Source organism: Sphingobacterium gobiense, from assembly GCF_002980575.1.
Lineage (GTDB): Bacteria > Bacteroidota > Bacteroidia > Sphingobacteriales > Sphingobacteriaceae > Sphingobacterium > Sphingobacterium gobiense.
In genome coordinates this window covers 1,421,419-1,444,343 of sequence record NZ_PVBS01000002.1, presented here as the reverse complement: position 1 = coordinate 1,444,343, position 22,925 = coordinate 1,421,419, and the positions used below count along the sequence as shown (strand labels likewise).

At 40.9% G+C, this 22,925-nt stretch carries 16 protein-coding genes; 7 read left to right on the top strand and 9 right to left on the bottom strand.

Features of this window, described 5'->3' with window-relative positions; translation table 11 throughout:
- Nucleotides 1-30 precede the first annotated feature (30 nt).
- The 3 genes from C5749_RS14815 (at nucleotide 31) to C5749_RS14805 (ending at nucleotide 1,882) form a co-directional block, all read left to right on the top strand.
- Nucleotides 31-999 (top strand): helix-turn-helix transcriptional regulator, encoded by a 969-nt coding sequence (locus C5749_RS14815; protein WP_105726916.1) that lies wholly within the window; start codon nucleotides 31-33, stop codon nucleotides 997-999.
- A 129-nt stretch (nucleotides 1,000-1,128) separates the two neighbouring features.
- Nucleotides 1,129-1,602: a MauE/DoxX family redox-associated membrane protein gene (locus C5749_RS14810; protein ID WP_146113763.1), complete on the top strand. Its 474-nt coding sequence runs from the start codon at nucleotides 1,129-1,131 to the stop codon at nucleotides 1,600-1,602.
- Nucleotides 1,603-1,609: 7 nt separating this feature from the next.
- The gene (locus C5749_RS14805; RefSeq protein ID WP_146113762.1) at nucleotides 1,610-1,882 is read left to right on the top strand and encodes a hypothetical protein; all 273 of its coding nucleotides are present in this window, start codon (nucleotides 1,610-1,612) and stop codon (nucleotides 1,880-1,882) included.
- A 60-nt stretch (nucleotides 1,883-1,942) separates the two neighbouring features.
- Here the strand turns inward: C5749_RS14805 and C5749_RS14800 are convergent, their stop codons facing one another.
- From C5749_RS14800 to C5749_RS19980, 4 genes are read right to left on the bottom strand one after another with little or no spacing between them, the layout of a single operon-like run.
- Nucleotides 1,943-3,256, bottom strand: coding sequence for a TlpA family protein disulfide reductase (locus C5749_RS14800; RefSeq protein ID WP_105726913.1), 1,314 nt, complete (start codon nucleotides 3,254-3,256; stop codon nucleotides 1,943-1,945).
- Between the two features lie 31 nt (nucleotides 3,257-3,287).
- Complete coding sequence (locus tag C5749_RS14795; protein WP_105726912.1) at nucleotides 3,288-4,652, bottom strand: RagB/SusD family nutrient uptake outer membrane protein; 1,365 nt, start codon at nucleotides 4,650-4,652, stop codon at nucleotides 3,288-3,290.
- Nucleotides 4,653-4,671: 19 nt separating this feature from the next.
- Complete coding sequence (locus C5749_RS14790) at nucleotides 4,672-7,806, bottom strand: SusC/RagA family TonB-linked outer membrane protein (protein WP_425443448.1); 3,135 nt, start codon at nucleotides 7,804-7,806, stop codon at nucleotides 4,672-4,674.
- A 5-nt stretch (nucleotides 7,807-7,811) separates the two neighbouring features.
- Entirely contained in the window at nucleotides 7,812-7,880 is a 69-nt protein-coding gene (locus C5749_RS19980; protein ID WP_425443447.1) for a hypothetical protein, read from the bottom strand.
- 749 nt (nucleotides 7,881-8,629) lie between these two features.
- Here C5749_RS19980 and C5749_RS14785 point away from each other — a divergent pair.
- Nucleotides 8,630-9,208: a hypothetical protein gene (locus tag C5749_RS14785; RefSeq protein ID WP_105726910.1), complete on the top strand. Its 579-nt coding sequence runs from the start codon at nucleotides 8,630-8,632 to the stop codon at nucleotides 9,206-9,208.
- 34 nt (nucleotides 9,209-9,242) lie between these two features.
- Nucleotides 9,243-9,902, top strand: a complete 660-nt coding sequence (locus C5749_RS14780) for a hypothetical protein (RefSeq protein ID WP_105726909.1) — start codon at nucleotides 9,243-9,245, stop codon at nucleotides 9,900-9,902.
- A gap of 557 nt (nucleotides 9,903-10,459) precedes the next feature.
- Here the strand turns inward: C5749_RS14780 and C5749_RS14775 are convergent.
- From C5749_RS14775 to darG, 3 genes are all read right to left on the bottom strand, one after another.
- Entirely contained in the window at nucleotides 10,460-11,080 is a 621-nt protein-coding gene (locus tag C5749_RS14775) for a hypothetical protein (RefSeq protein ID WP_146113760.1), read from the bottom strand.
- Nucleotides 11,074-12,483: a hypothetical protein gene (locus C5749_RS14770; protein ID WP_146113759.1), complete on the bottom strand. Its 1,410-nt coding sequence runs from the start codon at nucleotides 12,481-12,483 to the stop codon at nucleotides 11,074-11,076. The genes C5749_RS14775 and C5749_RS14770 overlap by 7 nt, the downstream gene beginning before the upstream one ends.
- Before the next feature lie 1,029 nt (nucleotides 12,484-13,512).
- Nucleotides 13,513-14,562 (bottom strand): type II toxin-antitoxin system antitoxin DNA ADP-ribosyl glycohydrolase DarG, encoded by a 1,050-nt coding sequence (gene darG, locus C5749_RS14765; protein ID WP_105726906.1) that lies wholly within the window; start codon nucleotides 14,560-14,562, stop codon nucleotides 13,513-13,515.
- Nucleotides 14,563-14,773: 211 nt separating this feature from the next.
- Here darG and C5749_RS14760 point away from each other — a divergent pair, with 211 nt between their 5' ends.
- Both C5749_RS14760 and C5749_RS14755 read left to right on the top strand, forming a co-directional pair.
- Nucleotides 14,774-19,417 (top strand): DUF3320 domain-containing protein, encoded by a 4,644-nt coding sequence (locus C5749_RS14760; RefSeq protein ID WP_105726905.1) that lies wholly within the window; start codon nucleotides 14,774-14,776, stop codon nucleotides 19,415-19,417.
- Nucleotides 19,418-19,443: 26 nt separating this feature from the next.
- Entirely contained in the window at nucleotides 19,444-20,238 is a 795-nt protein-coding gene (locus C5749_RS14755) for an SIR2 family protein (RefSeq protein WP_105726904.1), read from the top strand.
- A 474-nt stretch (nucleotides 20,239-20,712) separates the two neighbouring features.
- Here C5749_RS14755 and C5749_RS14750 read toward each other — a convergent pair whose 3' ends face one another.
- Together C5749_RS14750 and C5749_RS14745 are read right to left on the bottom strand one after the other, a co-directional pair.
- Entirely contained in the window at nucleotides 20,713-21,663 is a 951-nt protein-coding gene (locus C5749_RS14750) for an RpnC/YadD family protein (RefSeq protein WP_105726903.1), read from the bottom strand.
- 474 nt (nucleotides 21,664-22,137) lie between these two features.
- The gene (locus C5749_RS14745; protein WP_105726902.1) at nucleotides 22,138-22,848 is read right to left on the bottom strand and encodes a hypothetical protein; all 711 of its coding nucleotides are present in this window, start codon (nucleotides 22,846-22,848) and stop codon (nucleotides 22,138-22,140) included.
- Nucleotides 22,849-22,925 lie beyond the last annotated feature (77 nt).

The following is a 22,925-nucleotide window of genomic DNA, read 5'->3' as shown; positions in this document are numbered from 1 at the left end:
ATTACTTTATGACCAAATCAAACCTTCATTATGCAGTTTTCGCTCCAGTTTCGCCATCCTACTACAACGACACTTACCGTTGCAGAAGATACAACTGGACAGCAGAAGTTGTTTCCATACACCTCCATGATTCACTACCAAAACCCCTTGTTGGATATGCGCCGGTTGCATTATAGCCGGCAGAGCATTCAATTGGATCATTATTCTACGCGGCATGACAAAAGCTATACGCTAGATATCACCGCAAAAAATAACGCCTACGTATTGATAGCTTTAGACGAGCATTGGCTGACCTACCGTTCTAAACAAAAAAAGGAGAACGAATTGACCTTCTATGCTAACGAATGCCTTTTGATCTATGCAGAAGCCGGTTCTTACACCGTAGAATTAGGCGGTGTACATAACCGCTTTCTTGTGATCAGCTTAGCTCCCGCGCTTCTTTATCCACTGCGCGACGAATTTGAGGAACTGATTACCTTTATGGACGGGACAAACAAACAGCCACTCTCTGCCATGAACAGCTGCACGATGGATCCAACGTTTCGTTATCGTCTGCAGCGCCTGATCGACATGCCCTTTGGCCGTTATAAAGACTTTAACAGGCAACTGCTGTGGCAGTTGCCGCCATTGCTTTCTGCTTACAAAGGTCTTCTTAAAGGAAAAGACAGGCAGACCCGAGAAAAACAACTGATGGACGATGTTTACCGGCATATTGATAAGGAACTGAAAGCGCCGCGAAAGGTCTCTATCGAAAAACTCTGTGAGCATTTTCCGGTTTCCAGACGAAAACTTGAACGTCTGTTTTCCGCTCATCAAAACCGTAGCCCCTCCAACTATATACGGAGCAGAAAAATGGTGTTAATGGGCGATCTTTTACGTACAACTGATATTTCCATTCTGGAACTAGCACTCATGTATGGATATAGTGACAGTCAGTCGTTCAACCGGGCCTTCAAAAAAGAAATGGGAATAAGTCCTGCCCGTTATAGGCTACTGTGACGCTAACCTGTACAAATGCGACGGGTACCCTCATATCGATTGTCGCAAACGGACAAACACCTACCCTTGATTCTGTATTAGTTTTGCTTTGTAAGATAACGAATCGATGAAGTATACATGAAAACAACTATGAAAAATATAAGAGAGATCATCGTAAACATTAGCAGAATTCTACTGATTAGCCTCTGGGCATATACCGCCGCAATGAAACTGGGCAACATGGAGCGAAATTTAGACTCTATGCACAAGCAATTCTTTCCGACCTATATCGGTGATATCCTGGCCTACCTTATACCCGTAATGGCATTGGTTACTGTGGCGTTCCTCCTGTATCGCACAACAACCGGTTTATGGTTTTCGATCGCTCTACTCGCTTCATTCAGCGTATTTATAATCATCGCATTCGCAGATATATTTCCGGGACAGACCTGCGCATGTGCAGGTATATTTCCGAGGTTGGGCTACGTTTTTCATTTGGGGTTCAACATCATTATGCTCGGCATAGCCTTAGGTCTGATACTATACAATAAACAAACACGCGGGGAAGCCGAAAACCGCTACCAGAGTAGGCCATACAAACTATTTTATAAACAACATGATTAAAAACATCATGAAAAACAATTCCACTTTTTGGGGAATAATGGCAGCGGCTGCTATTATGTTCTCCGCCGGCGCTGGTTACGCCGGTTCAAAAAATGTTCAAACCGCTACGCATTACAACGCTACACCGCTGGATGCTCCAGACCAGACGCCTAACTGGCAGCCGATCACGCCGGGAAGCCCTGGCCAGAACGACTGTTCGCTGGACACCGAAAGGCCATGCAAAGCTGTACAGAATAGTGACGGTTCCTTCAGTGTTATGGAATTCGGGACTTTGCAATAGTCACAAATCGTAGTTTGATGAAAGTCTCCAGCAAACCTGTTGGAGACTTTTGTCGTTAATCTACTCGTTATCCTCAATGATCAACTTATCAAACCAAGCTAGTTTCTTCGTTATCCGCAGGCCATAAGGCGCCAGCGCTTCATTGATAGCTGCCAGCGAGCCTAAACGTCCGCAAATGGACACGCTAATTTTATCCGGGTAACCAATACCATCCACCAATGGAAACTTACTGTTCAGAAAGACCGTGGTTTCCAGCGACGTCATAAATCCCCGGACAGTGCCGTTTTCCACGGATATGCAATCCATATCCGAAATATACTTTGGTTTTTCATCATTAAATACTTTCCACGGTTTTTCAGGCTTTTCCTTAAACACTTCCAATACAAGGCACGTGTCCTTTGTTTTCTCAGTATAAGCTCGAAATTGCGGAAAAGCTTCCTTAAGATCAGACGCCATCTTTACAAAAATGTCTGTCTCACGGCTAACGACCGATTCATAACTGACGCCGTAATCCCTGAGCCAATCCACAACACGCATTCCCTTTAAACCTTGATTGGCAAAAAAACTGCTCTCGGACCGTATTTCGACCGCTGTATTGGTGATATACCACCTTGCTCTACCATAGGCGATCCTATATAGCCTTGCCAGCGCCATATGAACTCCTGTGAACCGGATCAGATTTAAGGAATCCATGTGCACCTGTGTATACCCTATATGTGGACCTACCTTTTCGAGAAACCCGGTTGTCAGCAGCGAATAATGTTTCCAGGCAGACATATCGAGACTATTGATATTTTGCAGATGCTGCAGCAGGCTCTTCTCGTTCTTGTTCCATGGAATCGCCTTGGTGTCCACCTTTTTGCGCAGTTTAGTTTCTCCCTCGGACAACGCCTGCTGAACAGCTGCTCTTGTCACTTCTTCTGTCAGAGCGATTACTTTACCATCTTTCATCCAGACATAATGAGGAATAAATCGGTGTGGGAAATGTTTGTTAAGAACGGTATCGCCGAATAACTTAGGCGACTTGTGCACATAGTCCCCCCTCTGCTTACGTTTTTCAAAAAAATTCATTACCAGCTCTTTATCTTGCTTAGTAACAGTAATCACTTCTATTTCGTCGGAACGCTCTCGGGCAATACTATCCATTTTTGGCATTGCAGCTAAACAGGCGCCGCACCATGTAGCCCAGAAATCAAGAATTACCAGTTTTTCATTACTCAAATTACGTAATTCAACAGTAGGTTCCGTGCGGTCTTGAATATCATATAATATGATATCGGGCGTTTCATCTCCCACATCAACATTCAAAAGTTTGTCCTGTGCCCAGCTTCCCAACGAAGCCAGGAGTATACATATTGTTAAAAAATATTTCATCTGTAAATTCTTTGTTGGTTAATAATATTATCTAGTCTCTCATATTTTGCTCCAGTCCAGAAATTTCGATCTCTGAGAGCGGTAGTGCAAAGACATACCGACTGCTGTTGGTGGGTAGTTCATATCTTTCGCCCTGATAGTTCCTGACCAGATCAGACTGTGTATTGCCATCCCTATTCAATCTTTTCAGGTCTGACCAGCGAATGCCCCGTCCAACGAGCTCTTTCTGCCGCTCTCGGAGTATCCAACGAAGCAGTTCGTCCTTATCTCGCGGAATATCGACCGTAATATCATTGTTGATAAACCTCTTCATCAGAAGGGTCGACATCACTTCCTTCGCCTCCTCCAGTCTGTCCATGCGTACCAAACTCTCCGCTTTTGTGAGGTATAGTTCATCATTTGCTAATCCTGTAAAATTATAAGAGGATGCTCCAGAATATGTACCTATATAAAGATTGTCACTATTCAGAAAAGCTTTTTTGCGTAGATCGCCGTCGCCGTAACTGTTTGTAAGGTCATCATTGACCTGAATACCTTGGACCGCAACAAAAGACGATGTCGAAGATGTGAAGAATATGATCTCGGGATGCGTATTATAATTAAAAACGGAGAATGGCAGTACAGCTGTAAACGGAAGTTCGTTATAATCCAGCAGGGTGTCTTGGATATGCAAAGCCTTCTCTGCATGTTCCAATGCTAACCCATACGCGCCCTGGTTCAGGTAAATGCGTGATAACAGGGCGTGTACAGCTTGCTGGGAAGGCCTGGTTGTTCTGTCAGATCGTAATGGCAACAAATCCTTTGCCCTATTCAGATCATCAACTGTAAAGTCGTAAACTTCCTTGAGAAACGAACGTGTGATCTGTCTGGGATAGTTGCTATTTTTTATGATCGGCACGCCGAGCTGGCTGTCAGTGGATTCATCATACCCTTCTGCGAAATCCTGTAGGAGATTATAATGTGCCCAGGCGCGGAAGAACAGTGCTCTTCCGAGTAATACGTCCCATTGAAGACGGTTACCTCCGTGATCGCTCATTTTCGTTAAAGTTTCCATGGCGACATTGGCGTACATAATCTGTTGGTAAGGCATATCCCACGCTGAGTTGGTGCGCTCCGTCGGGTCAATGATGGCGTTCCACAGGTATAGATTTCGCTGTACTTCGGGAATCGACATGATTTTTGAATCGGTATAATAAAAATCACCATCCGAGATCAAGCGATAATAATCGGTGCGGTTCAATACGCTTGCATTATCTAGCAACGATTCGACATCCTGTAATGTTTCAACTATCACTTGGGTCCTTTGAGGTTTGATCTCAAGAAATCCCCTTGAACATGCCCCGAGAGACAAAACCATCGATAGGGCGAGCATATACGTTTTGTAGATCAGTTTCATTATATCAGTTTTATTTAGGTTAAAGGATAAGGTTAATGCCAAAGCTAAATGTCCTTATAGGTACATAATCCGCGCTCGCGTAATCGGGATCGTATCCTGTATCAGACTTACTCCACAGCAGACCTATGTTATTCACATAGCCATATAAGCTCAAACGCCTAAAACCTTTCATTTTCCAATTCTCTGTCGGAAAACTGTATTCCAGCCGTATATCCTGAAGCCTCATATGATCTGCTTTGAAAATCCTTGCAGACGAATATGTATACACCTGTTCCCGAGGTGTATTGATTTCCTCTTCAAAAGCAGGAATCTGCGTAAAGTGTTCATCTCCCGAATTTTGCCACCGCTTATCAAAATCACCATGTGTAGCTACGCCGGTCAGCAAATCGTAGTAACTTACTGTCTCTTTTTTAAAATAATGACCGCCTCTATAAGTAATATTGAATGACAAGGCCATCTGCTTCCATTCTAACGTGTTACGCATCGATCCGTATCGCGTCGGCCGGGCCGGACCGTGATATACCAGTCCGTCCATTGTCAGTGAGTTCATAATCTCCCGATAATCTTTGGATGGTTCTCCGTTCAGATATCCTATTGGATCGCCGTTCTGCGCATCGAGTCCTCCCCAGGGTAAACTGTACAAGGCCCATAGCGGACGTCCTTCGATCGGAAATGCGGTAAGTCCGTCCGAGCTGCTCATTACATTCAACGGCACCAACGGAGGCCCATCATAGTTCACAATCTTATCCTTCACGGTATTGACCAATAACTGGTTACTCCATTTAATTTTCCCTTTAAAAGGCACTGTATTTAGTACGAATTCAAAGCCTCTGGCATTCGTTTGACCAAAGTTTCCAGTAATCCTTTTGATCCCGGCAGTGCCAGGGGACGGAATAGTACCAATGACATCATCGCCGTCTTTGTTGTAATATTCTACCGAACCGGAAATCCTGCTTTTCCACAATGAAAAATCCACTCCAAAATTGGTTGTTGTTATCTTTTCCCATCGAAGATCGGGATTTCTCGGAGTTGCAATATTAGCAAATGGTAACTGGGTCAATAGATCCCTTGTATTGTAGTAAGCCGTAGTATAAGCTGTAAGGCTTCTGTTAATATTCCCTGCACGACCATAAGTGGTACGAAGGTGCAAACGGTCGATGGCCGTAGATCGAAAAAAACGTTCATTGGCCAGGTTCCAGCCCACACCTAGAGAATACAACGGGACACGTTTTTGGTTGGCGTTTACTCCGAACAGGTTGCTTTCGTCAAAACGCAAGCTTCCCGTAAACGTATATCGCCTGTCGTACGCATAGGAAATATTACTGAATACCGAACGGAAACGGTCTACCGTCCCCGACTCCCTATCCATAAAGGGTATGAGGTTATAGGCATAATACTGATTAAAATAGCTTGTGTAAAAATCCTTATAATTGACGGATTGGCTCACCCCCACCCTGTCATCATATCCGTACGAACGCCTCTTATCGGTATCCCCCTGTTGATCGCGGATTTCGTAACCGAGGATACCGTTGAGCTCGTGCAAAGCATTAAAATTATAATTGAAATCAGCCTGCAGACGGAGGTTGTGTGCCTGCGCACGGACATTATCCATATCCAGTATGCCGCCCATCGGTATGGGATAGGAAAGTGCGCCAGTGCTCTCATCGCGCTGCGTCAACCGGTTTATCTCATTGCGCGCGTAATAACTGTCCAGATTATACAGTTGCCTGTTGTAGGTATTACCTGTCCAGTACTGATACCGCGCGTGTACGTTGATCCCCTCCGTCAGTTTATAACGGATTCCGGCATCCATCCGCAGATCGTTTCCTCTGGCGGTTCTGTCGTTGTTGTCCCTGTCAAGGAGCGGCACGTAAGACCAGTCGAGCAGTCCGTCGCCTGCCACCGATTCCAGATAGCCCAGCCGGTAGTCTTTCGTCACGGGCAACGGGTTTCCCTGCTCGTCGGCAAGCCTCGCATAGGGAAATATGGTAGATGTAGGAATATTCCGGTATCCCATGTAGGTAATTTCTGTCATACCATTATTTTCGTTCTGTTGCGAGGTAAACGAAGCCTGGCCTGAAAGCTCCAGTCTGTTATCCAATAAAGACCAGGTGTTTCCGATGATACCGCTGAAACGGTTTCCGATATTACCCACCACTTCGGTCTGGTTACGGTCGTACCCGATGGATGCATGGTATCGGTTGCCACCATTGTTACCCTGCGTACGGAAGGCATACTGCTGCATGAGCGGTGCGCGGTAAAAGTACTTTTCATAATCCGAACGGATATCGTATCCTTTCAGCTTCTCGATCTCCCGCTCGAACTCGTCATAACGATCCGGATGCTCACGCTGTTGAATAAACAGTTCAACGGCGGGGTTTAGCGGAGTTTTGGATACCGAGTTCTCATAATTGGTATAAAAGCCACGGTCGAATAGCATCCGCTCGATCTCTATAAAATCAGCACTGGACATGAGCGGCTGGTAGTGCAGGTCCGGCGTATGGCCTACGGTAGTATTCACATTTGCTTCGATCTGCGTACCACCTTGGTTACCGGCTTTCTTTGTGGTGATAACAATCACACCGTTACCCGCTCGGGCACCCCAGATACTGGCCGCAGCAGCATCTTTCAGCACCGTGATGCTCTCTACATCGTTTGGATTGATATTATTGATATCGCCTTCGTAGGGAAAATTATCTACAATCACTAATACACGGGCGTCTGAATGTATCGTGTTTTGCCCACGGATACGCATCTGTGCTGCGGCTCCTTTTCCGTTGTTGAAAATTAGGCCAGGTGTTACATCTGCCAAGCGGTCAAGGACATTACTTCCTACCCTGCGGTTCAGCAACTCGTTATCGATCTGTACGAAACTCCCTGTGGCGCGCTCTTTGGGTAACTGTTGATAACCTGTACTTACCACCTCGACTTCTTCAAGCTGATTTTCAAGTGGCTCCAGTGATATCGTTAAATAGGTAGTCCTTTCATCATAGTCAATAGATTGTGGTTGAAAGCCGATGTGTCTCACCTCGACGGTTCCTGTACTTTTATCCGCCGGTATACGGAATCTACCCATTTCATCGGAACTGGCGGAAACACCGTTAGTACGAAGTGAAACACCTTGGATATGTCTGTCGTCGGTAGCAGAGCGCACCTCTCCTAGCAATACTGTTTTTTGCCTTTCGGCAGCCCGCGTTTCCGCGGACTGCCCCCAGGCGTCTGATAGATTAAACAACATGAAACAAAGCGGTATTACAAAACTGAACAGCGTTCGACTTCGATTATTTCTTGATTTGAAAAGGCGAAACAGATGCTTAAAAAAAGCCAGTCCTCTCCCACCCTTGTAAAAATTTGTCATTTTTAAGGTTTTAAGGGTGTGGCCCAGAGTTTTGGCAATATCTTGTTCTTCGCTATTTCTCCTTTGTGGCTAAACTTAGCTTAGGCCACACGCAGTTAGTAAAATAATGTTGGAAATGGTGCGAACGATACGGGGTTTCATATTGGTTTATGATTCGGTTTTTACACTGTCGCACCTCTAGAAAAGCCAAAATGGCTGCACATACACCTAGTCAGGTGGCGAGATCAAGTTTTTGTAGAGTTTTTTCTTTTCGGTTTTCATTGCTCGTTATTATTAACGAGTCTTGGGCAAGTAGAAACGATAAGTGTGGGACTACATGCCATGCCTACAATAAAGTTTCTGACGCCTTACGTAACACGGACTAACAGTAGGCCCACACCTATCTTATCGAGCAAATATAATAAAATGCCCTAAATAAGGATAGATATGGGTATTTAAACTACTGCCTTGCGTTACGGCGTCAGAATATGTAGGCGCAAGACTCTTGATTTAAACACCAAAATTCTCTAGAAAACGACTCTTGTTTTCTTTCTAAAACCAAAGATAAGAATAGGTTTATAAAAAATCAAATTATTTGTTATAAATGTCATTTACAAGGTAAATTAAGAGCTTGCTGCCTATGGCAGACGCAAATTATATTTCACCAATTCAACTTTATAATTTAACGACCATAAGGCGTATCAGACTTCATTACGGTATTTCGGCACAAGATCTATCGCTTGGTATCGGCAAAAGTATCAATTATATTGGCACCATGGAAAATGAGCAAACCGCTGGAAGTTATGACGACACCATTATGACTGAAATTGCTCAATGCATTACAGAAAAGATTAAAGATTATCAAAATGAAGAATTGGAAATAAGCACAAAAAGGGAATATAACATTTATGATTTTTACCCTACCGAAATTCTAAGCGATGAAAAAGTTGTTAAATCAATAGCCCCCATTCCAAATAGCTACGGCCCCTCTCCTACACTAAATGCACTTATAGAATTCAGTAACTTCTTTAGTCAACCACGTACTTTGAACGACATTGTAGAAAAATGCAACAGCATCCAAAACCAGAACTGGGTGTCCAACGACTTTACTAAACAATTAAGTAGAGCAACAAAAGGCAAAAACAAACGCTTGGAGGTAATCCTTAATAGCAGTGGCTTAAATACCTACATCCTACCCAAAAAGCAGAAAAAGGTTTAGTATATTTGCGTTCGACAGAAATTTGTTGACCAATATGCATCCCGATTTAGAATTCAGAGAAATACAGATAACAACGATGCCACTGATAGAGGTCGAGAAAATGTTGAATGTGCTTTTGTTACGAAAGCAAAAGCGTTACAGCCAGTTTGAACTATCGTTTCTCATGGGTCAACGAGACTATTATGTTCGTGATGCAGAAAATCCAAAGCATACCTTGGTCTATACTATACCTTTCACCAATGTATTCCGACAGATTTTTAACTGTGATGTGCAAGATATAGTTCCAGATATTAACTCGACGCCCAAGTACTCCATTCGGATGTCGGAAGTTACTGACGAAAATGGCAATATCATTTACCGTACAGAAAAACAAGTTGAAGGGCGAGACTGGGAACTTATTGACGAATTTGGCACAGAAGCTAAAGACCTGCAACTCGAATTTCCGGAATCTACTGTATTGGTACAAGAACAGGAAGTGCATGATTGGATACTGCAAAAGATTGAAGCTGGTTACTTTGATATCGCAAATAATGCTTTGCAGATTTTTAACGATTGCAGTGCGGAATTGATCGGAGCGGTTCGACCGTTGTTTGTCGCTAATGCATTGAAGACATGCAACGGTACAAAGGGTCTTCCGAAGCTTAATAAGAAGAAGGATGGGAATGGGAGGTTTGTATTTGGAATATTCTTATGAAAAGGATCATCATATCTCGAAAATGCATCCAAGATACTTTCATGCTCTTTATATTTGAATGAAATGCTCTTTTAAAGAGAAATGTTAACCATAGTCGAAAAAATTTTGATATTTCTACTTTTCTTCTTGTATCGTACGCAAGTTAGTGGCAATAGTTCGTGCCTCCAAAGTAAAATTGCGGCCGCACGGGGTGGAAATCTCAAAAGAAACGAATCGAGGGTAAGACTGGGAACTCATCATTGATTTCGCAATGGAAAGAAGGATTTATTCCCGCATTCGATGAGTGCGTTGCTGTCGTATCGGAAGAACGGATATAGACCTGGGCGCTGTGAACGAGGTTGGTCCTGGTTATTTTGACGTAGCTAAGGATGCTTTGCAGATTTCAACGATTGTAAAGCGGTGTTAACGGGAACAGCCCATACATCGTTTTTAGCAAATTTGCTGAATGGAATAGGGTTCAAGCCTTCGGCAACTCCTTTTAGCTTTCGGATTTGAGACTTAGAGCCTCGAATCCGAAAGCTAGGACAGTAAGTGAGCTATTTATTACATCGTTTATTTTACAACGCTCCCACGCGAGATCTTCTTATAAAATCTTTTGCAAATTCAACACGCTCTGTCACCGATAGTTTGTTCATTGTAATTTCTGCATAAGCAAAAACACGTACTGGGATCACTGATCGCGATTCTGAAACTTCGATCACTATTGTTATCATATTATCGTTCTTGCTCAAAAAGTAGCCTCCAGAGATTTTACCCGATGGGTATTGATAATTAACAGTTTCTTTAATATAATCAGCTTCGTTGTCATCCAGTAGATAAATATTATAGAATCTATCTAGGACGTCTTTTATATCAGTTTTCCCAGTATACTGACGCTTTACCCAAATATTAAGTAGTCCTTCTATTTTCTTTGGGAAAGCCTCATAGTATATTTTATAGAAAGCTCTATCGTTATCAATTTCATAAGTATCTGTCCTTCTTTTCCCTCCATAAAAATCTTTAAAAAGATTTCCGGACAGTATATTTAATTCCACATTGGTTCCAATCTTATAAGAATCATCTATGTAATTGTTGGTATAGGTTCTTGTTATGTTCTGCTGCGCCATAAGATTGGTTGATAGCATGACAAATACTGTAATAAGAGTGTATAAGTGCTTTAATTTATTTTGATCTAACATTTCGGTTTTTCCTTTTTAATTGATTTCTTTTTCTCTCCTAATTTAATTATTTCGTTGGAATCAGGTGACCCTATTTTCTGTTTCGAGATATGCACACCGTCACCATATAACTTCAATATGGCGTATTCGCCGGCTTCCTGATATTGTTCAACGGAAACATCCGTTGTATGACGAAGATAATCTTTTACGAATTGCCTATACAAATTATTTTCATTCTCTTGGTTAAAGCCCCCCTTCATCAAACTTGCTCTAAAAGTGTCTTTCATAGAAATAGTATAGATGTAGTCTCCACTGACGACAACAGACGCGAAATTGTCAATATAGGATCTCAAGTGATCTTCATTTACTTCAGGATCATTCACAAAGTTATTTAAATCAAACAGTGGATTATATACATCCGAGGGGCTGGGTGCACTCTTTGACGGATGAGTGTGAATAAATCCTACATGATACCCATCACCAGTATTCCATTTAGGCGTATAATTTATCGAATTCTTTTTTCCTTCCCATTCTACCCCTAGAGAAATAGCTTCACTTCCAAGAGTTTCGAATTTAAACATAGTTCCCCATTCATTTTCCCGATTCCTTATACGATTAATCAAATTAATTATAGAATTGTCTCGTCCTTTCTTATTGGCCAAAGCAATCGCATCGCAATCAGTCTTCCGCGTCTCATTTAGCAATTTAAGCTTAGCCTGTCTCTTCTTTTCTTCATCAGAAGGCGGGGGAGTTTCACTACCTCCGCCGTCATCTCCTCCGCCGCCGCCACCAATAGGAGGTTCGGGATCACCATATCTGATACAAATCGTTTGCGGAATTTGTGCTCTGAGCGACCAATTAGCCCAACTTTTCCCACATCTTATTTCTGATGGCATTAGACAAGTTCCCACTGGGCTTAGTCTAATATGTATTTGACCAGTCTCATGGCATATTGCCATCCAATCACAGGTTACTACGGTTCTGTATTCGGCACATGTATTGCTTGATACACTTGAACTTGATGACATTTTTTCAAGTAAATTATGTTCTCCAGCTAGCTGAAGTTTGCTTCCTTTCCCATTAGAATAAGTGTAAAAGGAGGTATTCCCATTTAAGAGATTGTCTAATGTAAGAGTACCATTTGACAAAAATGCAGCGTCTAAGACAACCCCATCTTCGTTCTCCTGATAGATATATTTACCAAAATAAGCGATGTCATTATTTTTAAATAAGATAAACTCACGATGATTAGACAAATTAACAACTAACTTTTTCTCTCCTTTGACTGCTGTAGGTGATAACGGCAAAATCGAATAAACGGTGGAATCATTAATAAATTGCAATTCCAAATCTGACCATTCAGGATTATATTGAATAAACGTCGAATCACCTATGCTGAACTTAGTGCTATCGTTTAAATTCAAATTATCATATAGGGTCTTCAGTTCCTTCAGAGTCGGAGGTTTCTGTGTTCGCGTGGAACTGGTATTTTCGAATTCTTTACTGCAGGAGACAAAAAATAAACAGCAGCTAACAATAACAAACATTAGCCTGTTTATACTAAATAATTTGAGGGTGTACATGTAATTTGATTTGTTTTAACGGAGGCGAATATACATTATTTGTTCTGCATAAGAAATAATTGGAGGCATCATATAATTGATTTGCGGATGATGGACCAGTAATTATGTTGATAGTCAAAAAATTATTCTAGCAAAAAAAAAATAAAAAAAATAAAGGTTAATATAAATTTCAGAACAATAGCGGACAACTCCTTGTTGTTAATCAGTGCAAAGAAACACCAAAAAAGCAATCCGGTTAGAAATTTCTCGATTTTAATCGAGTTGAGTGGCAAGATCTCATCGTTTTCGGAGATTCGACAAACGGCGCATTACAACATTAGGGAATTGATCTTCCAATAAGGCCTATATTTAAATAAAATGGTCCTCCATTGAAGTAACTGCTTATTTTTGTACGGAAATAGCGGTGTTGGCTGAGATTTAAAGTACCTCAAAAGAAATCTTTTTATCCACCCATAGAATACGCTCGCGCAGCGGAACGAAAAGTTCACTTAGCTTGTCTATCAGTCGAGGTATCTTCAGAATAAATTCCTGTATTTCGTACTTTACCCCGGCGATCTATCTTGTATAGCCCTTCGTATTCTAGAAAGAAAGGCAAACAGGCAATACCAGTCAATAGATAGAATAAACTATATTGTAATATTATTTTTACTGATTTTATCGAATTTTACATAAAAATTTTCTCCTGGTTCGGGATAGATTATACCATCTATCCGCCCGCTTGACTCATTAAAACGGAGAATCATTGAATTTTGGTCAAGTATGTATTTTAACATACTATCGTCAATTCTCACCTCGAAACTTAAAAGGTAGGTTCGCCATCGCATTATCAAACGCTGCAAGACCGCGATACGGATGAACTGATACTTATACTTATGGAACAAAAGCTGACGACTCGAATGATTCAAGGTGATCATACGCCAATTCAATATGTTCAAGTTTAAACAGATTGGCTTTACGTTGATTCCATCTTCCTATACGTGCTTTAACCTCTTCTAGAGACGATACATTTTCTTGTTTACGCAAAAAGTCTATCGAGGCAAGTAACTCCAATGCATATGTTGATTCAAAGCCTTCAACCAATTTCAAAACCGATCGTAAGCGATCCATCAGTAAAATGCTTAAATTTGATTTAACAAAAGATTCAACTTCATTGTACCTATCATAATTAAGCAGCAATGGTTCGAAAGCTTTAGCTTGATTTTGCTCCAGTCCTTTTAGATACACGCCATTAATACTGTACAAAACGTGATTTAATTGCACAGCATACGGACCATAATGATATGCTTTGAAATTGAGCCGTAAATTCTCGCCACTCTCTTGAAGAAAATAGGCCAGTTTATTTGCCGAAAACAAACTACTGATGTTACCTACTGCCTCATAATGAAACATGAGATAAAGTATCATTGCCTTCGCAGGAGTCAACTTTTTTTGTTGTGATATCTCCTCGGCTTGCAAGAAGTTTTTTATTGCCGCATTAGGCTCGTAGACGGATATTAAAACATCCAAATTTCCCAAAGATTCAACGATCATCGGTTTTACGATATTCCAGTCCAAACCACCATTACCGCAGCCCAGAGGAGGTAGTGCAATGCTTTTTATACTATATTGTTTGATAACTTCCTTTAAATCAGAAAGTCCCTGCTCTATATATTCTATTTTAGACGGAGATTTCCAATGTTCTTTTGTTGGAAAATTAATGATATATTTTTCATTGAGTAAATCCCCATCTTTAACGACCAACATTTGGCCAATTTTCAGCTCCTGCCTTTTACAGGCTTCTTTATAAATCTGGTAATTTTTAGGAAAACGATTTTTAAACTGCAGTGCAATTCCCTTACCCATCACACCTACGGTATTGACAGTGTTGACTAACGCTTGAGTGTCAGCCTGTAGTAAATCACCTTGCAAAAACTGTATCATGTTCTAATAGTACAGTTTACCCTCCCGTGCTACAGAAACAAGTGGAATTGCCATAGCAAAGCAAATATATAAAAATTCATTGTACATGGTTAACATCACAACCCCAAGCTCTTTGAGAAGTTGCTTCACCAAAGCACTATCACAGAAATAGATTGACTTTCAGCTTCTTTCTAATTTTTTTTAGCTATTTTAGTGTCACACAATTTTAATCATGTCAGAAAATATACTTCCCAAAATAGAGGCATCTAGAAAGGAACTCCTTGATCTCGGTATGCGAAATACGTTGTTGAATTACAAAAAGCCGAAAGCACGTGGTTTAACAATCGTTCAGGAACAATCTCTATCAGTATATGATATCTTGGTATCCCAAAACAAGGCCATGACTTTTTTGGCGCGACCGGGCAAAGAAGATGACGATGAATTATTTTTGTTTCCTGAAATAACGGAGAGTGAATTACAGGATGCTTACAACGATACGCGCTTGCAAACTGATGATACAGAACAGAAACTGCAAACGAAAATTCTAAACACCTATTACTTTGCCAGGACCAGTATAGAAGAACAAGGTGTCAACATGCTCTATTTGGCACTGGGCATGCTAAATTGGTATGAGAAAGGAAATACCGAAGATCCTCGCAAAGCCCCACTCCTATTAATTCCGGTTTCGTTAGAGCGTTCCAGTGCTAATGAACGTTTTCGTTTGAGGTACACCGGAGCCGAAATTGGTGCTAATCTCTCGCTTCAGGCAAAAATGATGGTTGATTTTAACATCACCATTCCCGATCTGCCCGAAGAGGAAGAGTTTAATCTTCAATCTTATTTTACCGACATACAGGATAGGATTAACCATATCGATAATTGGAAAGTCGATACAAACGCCATAGAGCTTGGCTTTTTCTCATTCGGGAAGTTTATGATTTATCATGACCTGGACAGTTCGAAGTGGCCAGACGACAAAAAACCGTTTGACCACCCTATTCTCCAATCGCTTTTCGATGGCGGCTTTAATGAGCAACAACCTTCAATCGGCGAGGAACATCATCTTGATCAGGAAACAAATGCTGATCAGCTTCTACAGGTTGTGGATGCAGATAGTTCACAACTACTCGCAATGCTAGCTGTAAATGAAGGACGAAATATGGTAATTCAGGGACCTCCAGGCACCGGAAAGTCCCAAACCATTACAAATCTTATTGCTGACGCTATAGGTAATGGAAAAAAGGTACTTTTTGTTGCTGAAAAAATGGCTGCTCTCGAAGTTGTGAAACGAAGATTAGATAGCGTTAACCTCGGCGAAGCCTGTCTCGAATTACATAGCCATAAAGCAAACAAACGTGAACTCCATACGGAGTTAAAGAGAATTTTGGAGCTAGGCAAGCCCACGGCCACCCGGTTGGAAGAAGAGATACGATTCCTTAAGCCGGTAATAGACGAATTAAATGCGTACTGCAATGAAGTAAATAAGGTCATCGCTCAAAGCGGACATTCTGCACAGGAAGTGATGGGGCACCTTTTAAAGATAAATAAAGAGAGTAACAATTATAAATTTCCAAGGATTCCTGTTGATGACATTGGATCATGGGATTTCCCATACTTGAAGGGTATAGAAATTCTTGCTGAGCAGATTCAGGCACGGTTGTCAAAAATTGGAGAACCAGAAAAGCTACTGTTTTATGGTACGGGGCTGAAGGTGTTTTTACCACAAGATGAAGAAGTCGCACAAGAATTACTTACCGAAGCAAGTAAAAACACCAAGAAACTTATCAATCTTATTGCTACAGTCTCGGAAGCTTTTAATGTCGATACCCCTACCGATAAACAAACAATCGCTGAATTGATAGCAACCGTAGCAACGGCTGCAAATAATCCGGGCGTACAGTCGATGGCAATTACAGATACGGCATGGCTAGACAACAAGGCGGATATTGCCGAAGTTATTGACACCGGGATCCGTCTCAGGGATTTACACCTGAAGTTTGATTCGGTGTTCATTCCTGAAGCATGGGAACATAACGTACTGGAAATACGCCAAAACCTTATTGCACATGGTAAAAAGTGGTATAAGTTCCTTATCGGCGATTATAAAAAAGCGGTAAAACAATTAAAAGGATTGTTAAACACAACCGCGCCTGCCGAACTTGAAACGAAGATAGAATATGTGAATGCCATGATGGAAGGAAAGCGTCTTAGTGCTACCCTATCTTCGCTCGAACCATTAGCGACAAGATTGTTTGGGAACTATTGGCAAAAAAAACGCACCGATTGGAATGCTGTTCAAAACGCATTCGAATATCTGCAGTCTGTACATGCCGCCGTTCAAAAAGGAGAAATCCTTGCACCGATTCTTAATTATTTAGAAAAAAATGAGAAACCAGAATTGGCAGCTCAATACGCAAATGATTTAAAATCTGTGCTACACACTCAAGGTGAGGCTCTAAGAAACGTGCTGGTACACCTTGATTTAAATGATAGCGGAATTCAGGAAAATAGCTTTCAGGAACAGAAAAATATGGTAGAACGTTGGACGGCCGATCTACCTGACATTCACAAAGCAGTATCATGGAACGTCCTTAAGGAAAATATAGAAAAGGAAGGTGCAGGTTATTTGATTACCGTTGTGGCAAACTGGCCTGACGCATCAACACACTTAAAGACAGCTATACAAAAATCATGGTACGAGTCACTAATTGAGCAGGCCATGCTAAATAGTCCCGATCTACGAAAATTTGAACGCTCTAATCACGAAGACATCATCGAAAAGTTCAAGAGGCTCGATATCCTGAATCAATATTACAACATCGCTAAGGTGGCGCTCAAACATTGGGAAGCTGTGCCTAGACAAGACGGCGGTGGCCAGATAAATGTACTTAAAAGTGAATTCAATCGTAGGGCAAGGCACATGCCTATAAGAAAGCTAATGCAGGAAGCCGGTCTTGCCATTCAGGCAATCAAACCGGTGATTATGATGAGTCCGATGTCTATTGCAAATTTCCTACCTCCTGATAGCATCGATTTTGACTTGGTAATATTCGATGAGGCCAGCCAGGTTCGCCCTGTAGATGCTCTTGGTGCGATACTCCGTGGGAAACAATTAGTCGTTGTCGGGGACACGAAACAGATGCCACCTACAAGTTTCTTCGATAGGTTGAATACCGAAACAGAAGATGAAGAAAACGTAACGGCAGATATGCAAAGTATTCTCGGCATGTGCGATGCCCAAAGCGCGCCGCAGCGTATGCTCCGTTGGCATTATCGCAGCAGGCATGAATCCTTGATAAGTTTGTCAAATCAGGAGTTTTACGAAAACAAGCTGATTATTTTCCCAAGCCCAGGATCAAAAAATAGAATGGGATTAGCCTTCAATCATTTACCTGATACTTTTTATGATAAGGGGAAAACCCGTACGAATCCTAAAGAGGCTGATAAAGTTGCAGATGCGGTTATGCATCATGCAATACACACCCCAAAATTAAGTCTTGGCGTTGTCGCTTTCAGCTCCGCGCAAATGCAGGCGATACAAAATGCACTTGAAATACGCCGTAGAAAAAACCCGGATGTAGAAAGTTTCTTTAGAAGTCATCCTAATGAACCGTTTTTCGTCAAAAATCTCGAAAATGTTCAGGGAGATGAGAGAGATGTCATTTTTATCAGTATTGGTTATGGCAGGACGGAAGACGGAAAAGTACCGATGAGTTTCGGACCATTAAATAATGAAGGTGGCGAGCGAAGATTGAATGTTTTGATTACGAGGGCAAAAAGCCGTTGTGAGGTATTTACCAATATAACTGCTGCAGATATGAATCCCGGACCAAACGCAAAATTTGGGATACGGGCATTAAAAAGCTTTCTATATTATGCACAGCATGGAAAATTTGAGAGCGACAAAGAAGAAATGGAATACATACCGCAACCATTTGAAGAAATCGTAGCGGAAGGACTTCGGGAACAAGGTTACACGGTACGGGAAAAAGTGGGGTCGGCGGGATTCTATATAGACTTAGCTGTTGTAGATACCGACCATCCCGGAAGGTATTTGCTCGGAATAAATTGTGATGGTAGGTCATATCATAATGCTAAGTCTGCCAGGGATCGTGACAGGTTGCGCAGCACCGTTCTTGAAAGCATGGGTTGGAATCTATTCCATGTTTGGAGCACAGATTGGTTTAGAAATCCAAAAGGAGAATTACAATTGCTTATAGAAGCAATTGAAAAGGCAAGGATGCAGACCGAACATAATGATGCTGTTGAAGAAGAATTAATGGAAGATTTAAAAAGTTTGATTCGTGAGGATAAAGTCGAGCAAACTGAGTCTTACGAAAAATATGTAGTATCTACCCTTCCTTCGGAAGTTTCCTTTCAGGAACTCCACACCTACTCTTATGGAATACTTGGAAATTGGATAGCTGAAGTAGTAAAAATCGAGAGCCCTGTACATTTTGAAGAAATGGCAAGGAGAATAGCGGATGCAAACGGAGTTTCAAAAATTGGTAGCCGTATTCGTGCAACAATCACGAATGCAACCGCATATGCTGTCGATAATGGATTAGTCATTAGAAAAGACGACTTCTTATGGTATCCCGAAAATGATACTGCCACTATTCGCGATAGAAGCTTTCTGACCCCTAATTCACGAAAACTAATTTACATTGCCCCCGAAGAAATGAATCTTGCTATTGCTAAAGTCGTAGAGAATTCGATAGCAATACAACCCGAAAATGCGGTTCCTTTAATAGCCAAAATCTTCGGTTATTCGAGAGTAACGGAGGATATGCGAAGATCAATATTAGAATCTATTAATTATGCCATAAAAAGTGAAAAAATAACAAAAGACGGAGACTTTTTGAAACCGCTATAGTTATCAATAGCTAATCACTTTCAGATTTGAAAATTCAACAAAATAAAATAGCCATACTTATTGGAGCCGGAGCAGTTCAAAATGCATGGGAACCTGTTCTTAGTTGCTTTAGGCCGATAAATGGGGCGGAAACGGATTCGGATACTGCCAACTTTCTATTCGCCAAATCCATCTGTGCGTTAAGACTGTACTCCAAATCGCCTAAAGGCATGGCTCAATTAAATGAAGAACGAGATATGATTAACGCCATGAAGGAAATTGTATGTCTTTCGTTAAAAAATGCACAACAAAATGGTACGCTCAAGCCTAGAGAGGAATTCGAGTCAATTTTAAATAATTTCGTCCTTGGACATCGTGATAGTTTATTTGGCTTTGTATCTGCAAATTGGGACACGGTAATTGATGATGCAGCTGACCGCTGGGTTAAAGAAAAATATTCCAATATTGACAGTAGTAAAGTATTTCATATTCACGGTAGCATCGAGCAGCACGAACACATCTACCTCCCCTCAGAAACCTCCATGGAAAACTACCGCAGCGATGCCGAAAATGACACCTTAGGTTATAATCACTGCGCAACATATAAGTTCTTGTCCGAGGCAAATACTATTCTTCTATACGGTCTTTCCCTCGATCCATTGGATGCAGAACTATGCCTTTTACTAAATGGCACATTTACACAAAGTAAAATGATCAGGGAAATTATAATTATCAATCCTGATTATCAAAAGGTTCGAAAAAGAGTTAAAGCATTACTTTTCCCCAGAACAGATATACTAATTCGCTGCTTCGATCCAAAAAATTTACTCAAAGAATTATAATGATCACAAAAAGTATTACACACACCTTTACTGATGTTCTCATTAGGCTTCTCACACCGTTTTTATTTATATGACGGAGACCTAGAGAAAGAAAATTTGCGTTTGACCGCAAAGTATCTTTAAAAAAGTTAATTGAGCAAGCGCAGGGTCTCTCCTACTATAGTATACAGAAAACACTAATCAACGCTATTAAGCGTAGTCTTTTTGCATTAAAAGATTCACCGGCGATTAAACCCAAGATCAATACGCAAATCTGACAAGATCTGCTGGTACAGGAAAAAGAAGCCTTAGCTACTAATTAAGCTAAGGCTTTTTACTTATGCTTCGGCTTCGAGGTTCTGGTCGAGATCGGATATATTATTGTTAATCACTTGGATGGCTAAAACGTCCTGTAAGATTGTAGTTCAGGTTGTAAATTAAAACAGGCGCTTTCTGATAAAGGAAGCGCCTGTGCTATATATTCTTGTTAAGAGCCTATTTCAAATTCTCGATTTCCTCAATAGACAACCCAAGTATATCAGAAATCAGCTTCACATCAAATCCGTTCTGCAACATTTTGATTGCGGACTCTCTTTTCTCAGCCTCAGCTTTAGCACGCTCTTCACGTAATAGCTTTGCCGTTTTGGCACGTTCTTCCAAACGCCCTTGTTCCCTTTCCTGTTTTTTTACTACTTCTATAACACCCATATCGATTGTACCTCCTGTCAATTGTATAATCTGTTCATCAAATATACGATTTATTTCTGCATCATTAATATACAGAAAATTTTTGAGAAAAATAAGAAAATTCTTAATACGGTCATGCTCGTAGTCATGACACAACAAGGTTTTGGCGATGGTTAACCTATCTTCACCTAATTCCTCATCCGGTATCTTTCCCTCCAGTAATGCTTTTTGGCATGCCACCACAAGGAAGGCAAAGATATTGTCCATAGCTAATAATTCGTCCTCGCTGTGGTCAAAGATATGGTAAGCACGATACCGGAAATACACGGAGGTATCCAATACCACATCGATGTATTCAGAAGGTTTCGGTTGATTATGACTTCCCGTATAGACTGCAATAGTGGCTACGGGAATATCATATCGATCTCTGATTCTATAATTATATTGGTAGATGCGCTCTGCAAATTTAACATCATTGCCACCCTCTATCTCCGTATTGAGCAGGATATATTTTTCTGTACCGTCTTTTAGAAAGACCTTTGCCAGGAGATCGGCTACTCGTTTACCTTTCTTCCGCTCTCTGTCCGGCACGATCGCCAGCAGCTCTTTGTCCATAAACTGTATGCTCTTGGAGAAATCAAATATATGGTCGGCGTTGGGATAGAGAAATCTTAGAAAATCAGCAAAATTTTCTTCAAACGCTCCTTTGAGCAATTCATCGTTTTGCTTGGGTGGTTTTGATAGTTTCTTATTGGTCATAATAAATATGGGAGCATGTTATAATTGTTATTGATTCAAATATAGCATTTTATAATAAAAAAATCGAACATGTTCGTTTGTAAAGTAGGTGCAAAACGCTACGCTACTGCAGTTCTATCGCTCAATTATAACTCTGATCTCCTCTGCAAAAGCTTTGTCAATATGGAAAATAGCGGAATCATTATTTCGGCAGTGTTGCAGCTTTTCAATAACATCATCACCTCTTAGATTTCTTCGCATATTCCGATCTAGATTGTCATCGATTTCTATTTGAAGCTTTTCAAAATCGACATATTTTATCTGCGAAGCATGTATATAGATACTATCATTGAGCGGGAGGAAGCCTTTCTTTCTTAAGCTAGGCCGCAGGGTGCCGTCGTCCAGAAGCGGAACATCGAGACCTATCCGAAATATCTTCCAGCATTTGGTAACAATATTGCATAGCGGCCAGATATTGCGTCCGGTTGTCTGCGGTTATTTATAGTAATAATACCAATTGCTCTCGTAATTATTGTCGAAATTTTCCTTGCTGTCAAGATTAATGTTGAATTTTTCGCGTTTGAGATAACCGAATTCATTATATGGTTCCAAAAGGTCAAAGTATTTGTCAGCCCACAATTTTCTTACATCACTATTTTCAAATTGTTTCATCTGATGGTCTGTGTAAAGGAAAAATGTTGTCCCTGAAAAACACCTTGATATTTCCCAAAGGTCTTTGCTGTTAAGTCCTTTTTTTAATTGAGCGATTTTTTCTTTGGGAACATTTTCATTCGCTTCAATTCTTGCTATTGGTTCGAAGGCACTATAATAAACGCAAACGTTGTCTGGTCTAAATTTTTCTTTTTTGGATTTTGTAAAAACATCAAAAAGTCCTTTTCGCCTTATAATTTTCTGCTCTTTTAACGTCTGACTAAACTTATCTGCTATAATTTTCTGTTTTTCGCTGTCAAGGTTGACATGTCCGCCTTTCTCGTTGAAGATTTGCTTTTCTCGTTCAAATTCAAAGCAAATGTTCAGCCGTGGTCTTTTTCCTTTGTCAATGGTGTCATAAAAGATATTGACGGTCTTAACGTCAAATGTTTGGTCAATAAAGTTAGCAAGTTCAATAAAGTCAGGGTTGATGGTTGCCCTACCAAGCATTATCTGTTTGGTCACTTTATATTCTTTGTCGGATGGCATTATCATTTTAAAAAATTATCTTAGAGTGGCACATGTACGTCTACAAATTAAATTGGACACGTTAGGATCGGTAATATAACTAT

Bases quoted from the DNA above. Each gene is read 5' to 3' on its own strand.
- darG (WP_105726906.1), bottom strand. From the start codon at position 14,562: ATGATACAGTTTTTGCAAGGTGATTTACTACAGGCTGACACTCAAGCG.
- C5749_RS14805 (WP_146113762.1), top strand. From the start codon at position 1,610: ATGAAAAACAATTCCACTTTTTGGGGAATAATGGCAGCGGCTGCTATT.
- C5749_RS14800 (WP_105726913.1), bottom strand. From the start codon at position 3,256: ATGAAATATTTTTTAACAATATGTATACTCCTGGCTTCGTTGGGAAGC.
- C5749_RS14775 (WP_146113760.1), bottom strand. From the start codon at position 11,080: ATGTTAGATCAAAATAAATTAAAGCACTTATACACTCTTATTACAGTA.
- C5749_RS14810 (WP_146113763.1), top strand. From the start codon at position 1,129: ATGAAAAATATAAGAGAGATCATCGTAAACATTAGCAGAATTCTACTG.
- C5749_RS14795 (WP_105726912.1), bottom strand. From the start codon at position 4,652: ATGAAACTGATCTACAAAACGTATATGCTCGCCCTATCGATGGTTTTG.
- C5749_RS14815 (WP_105726916.1), top strand. From the start codon at position 31: ATGCAGTTTTCGCTCCAGTTTCGCCATCCTACTACAACGACACTTACC.
- C5749_RS14785 (WP_105726910.1), top strand. From the start codon at position 8,630: ATGGCAGACGCAAATTATATTTCACCAATTCAACTTTATAATTTAACG.
- C5749_RS14760 (WP_105726905.1), top strand. From the start codon at position 14,774: ATGTCAGAAAATATACTTCCCAAAATAGAGGCATCTAGAAAGGAACTC.
- C5749_RS14750 (WP_105726903.1), bottom strand. From the start codon at position 21,663: ATGACCAATAAGAAACTATCAAAACCACCCAAGCAAAACGATGAATTG.
- C5749_RS14745 (WP_105726902.1), bottom strand. From the start codon at position 22,848: ATGATAATGCCATCCGACAAAGAATATAAAGTGACCAAACAGATAATG.
- C5749_RS14780 (WP_105726909.1), top strand. From the start codon at position 9,243: ATGCATCCCGATTTAGAATTCAGAGAAATACAGATAACAACGATGCCA.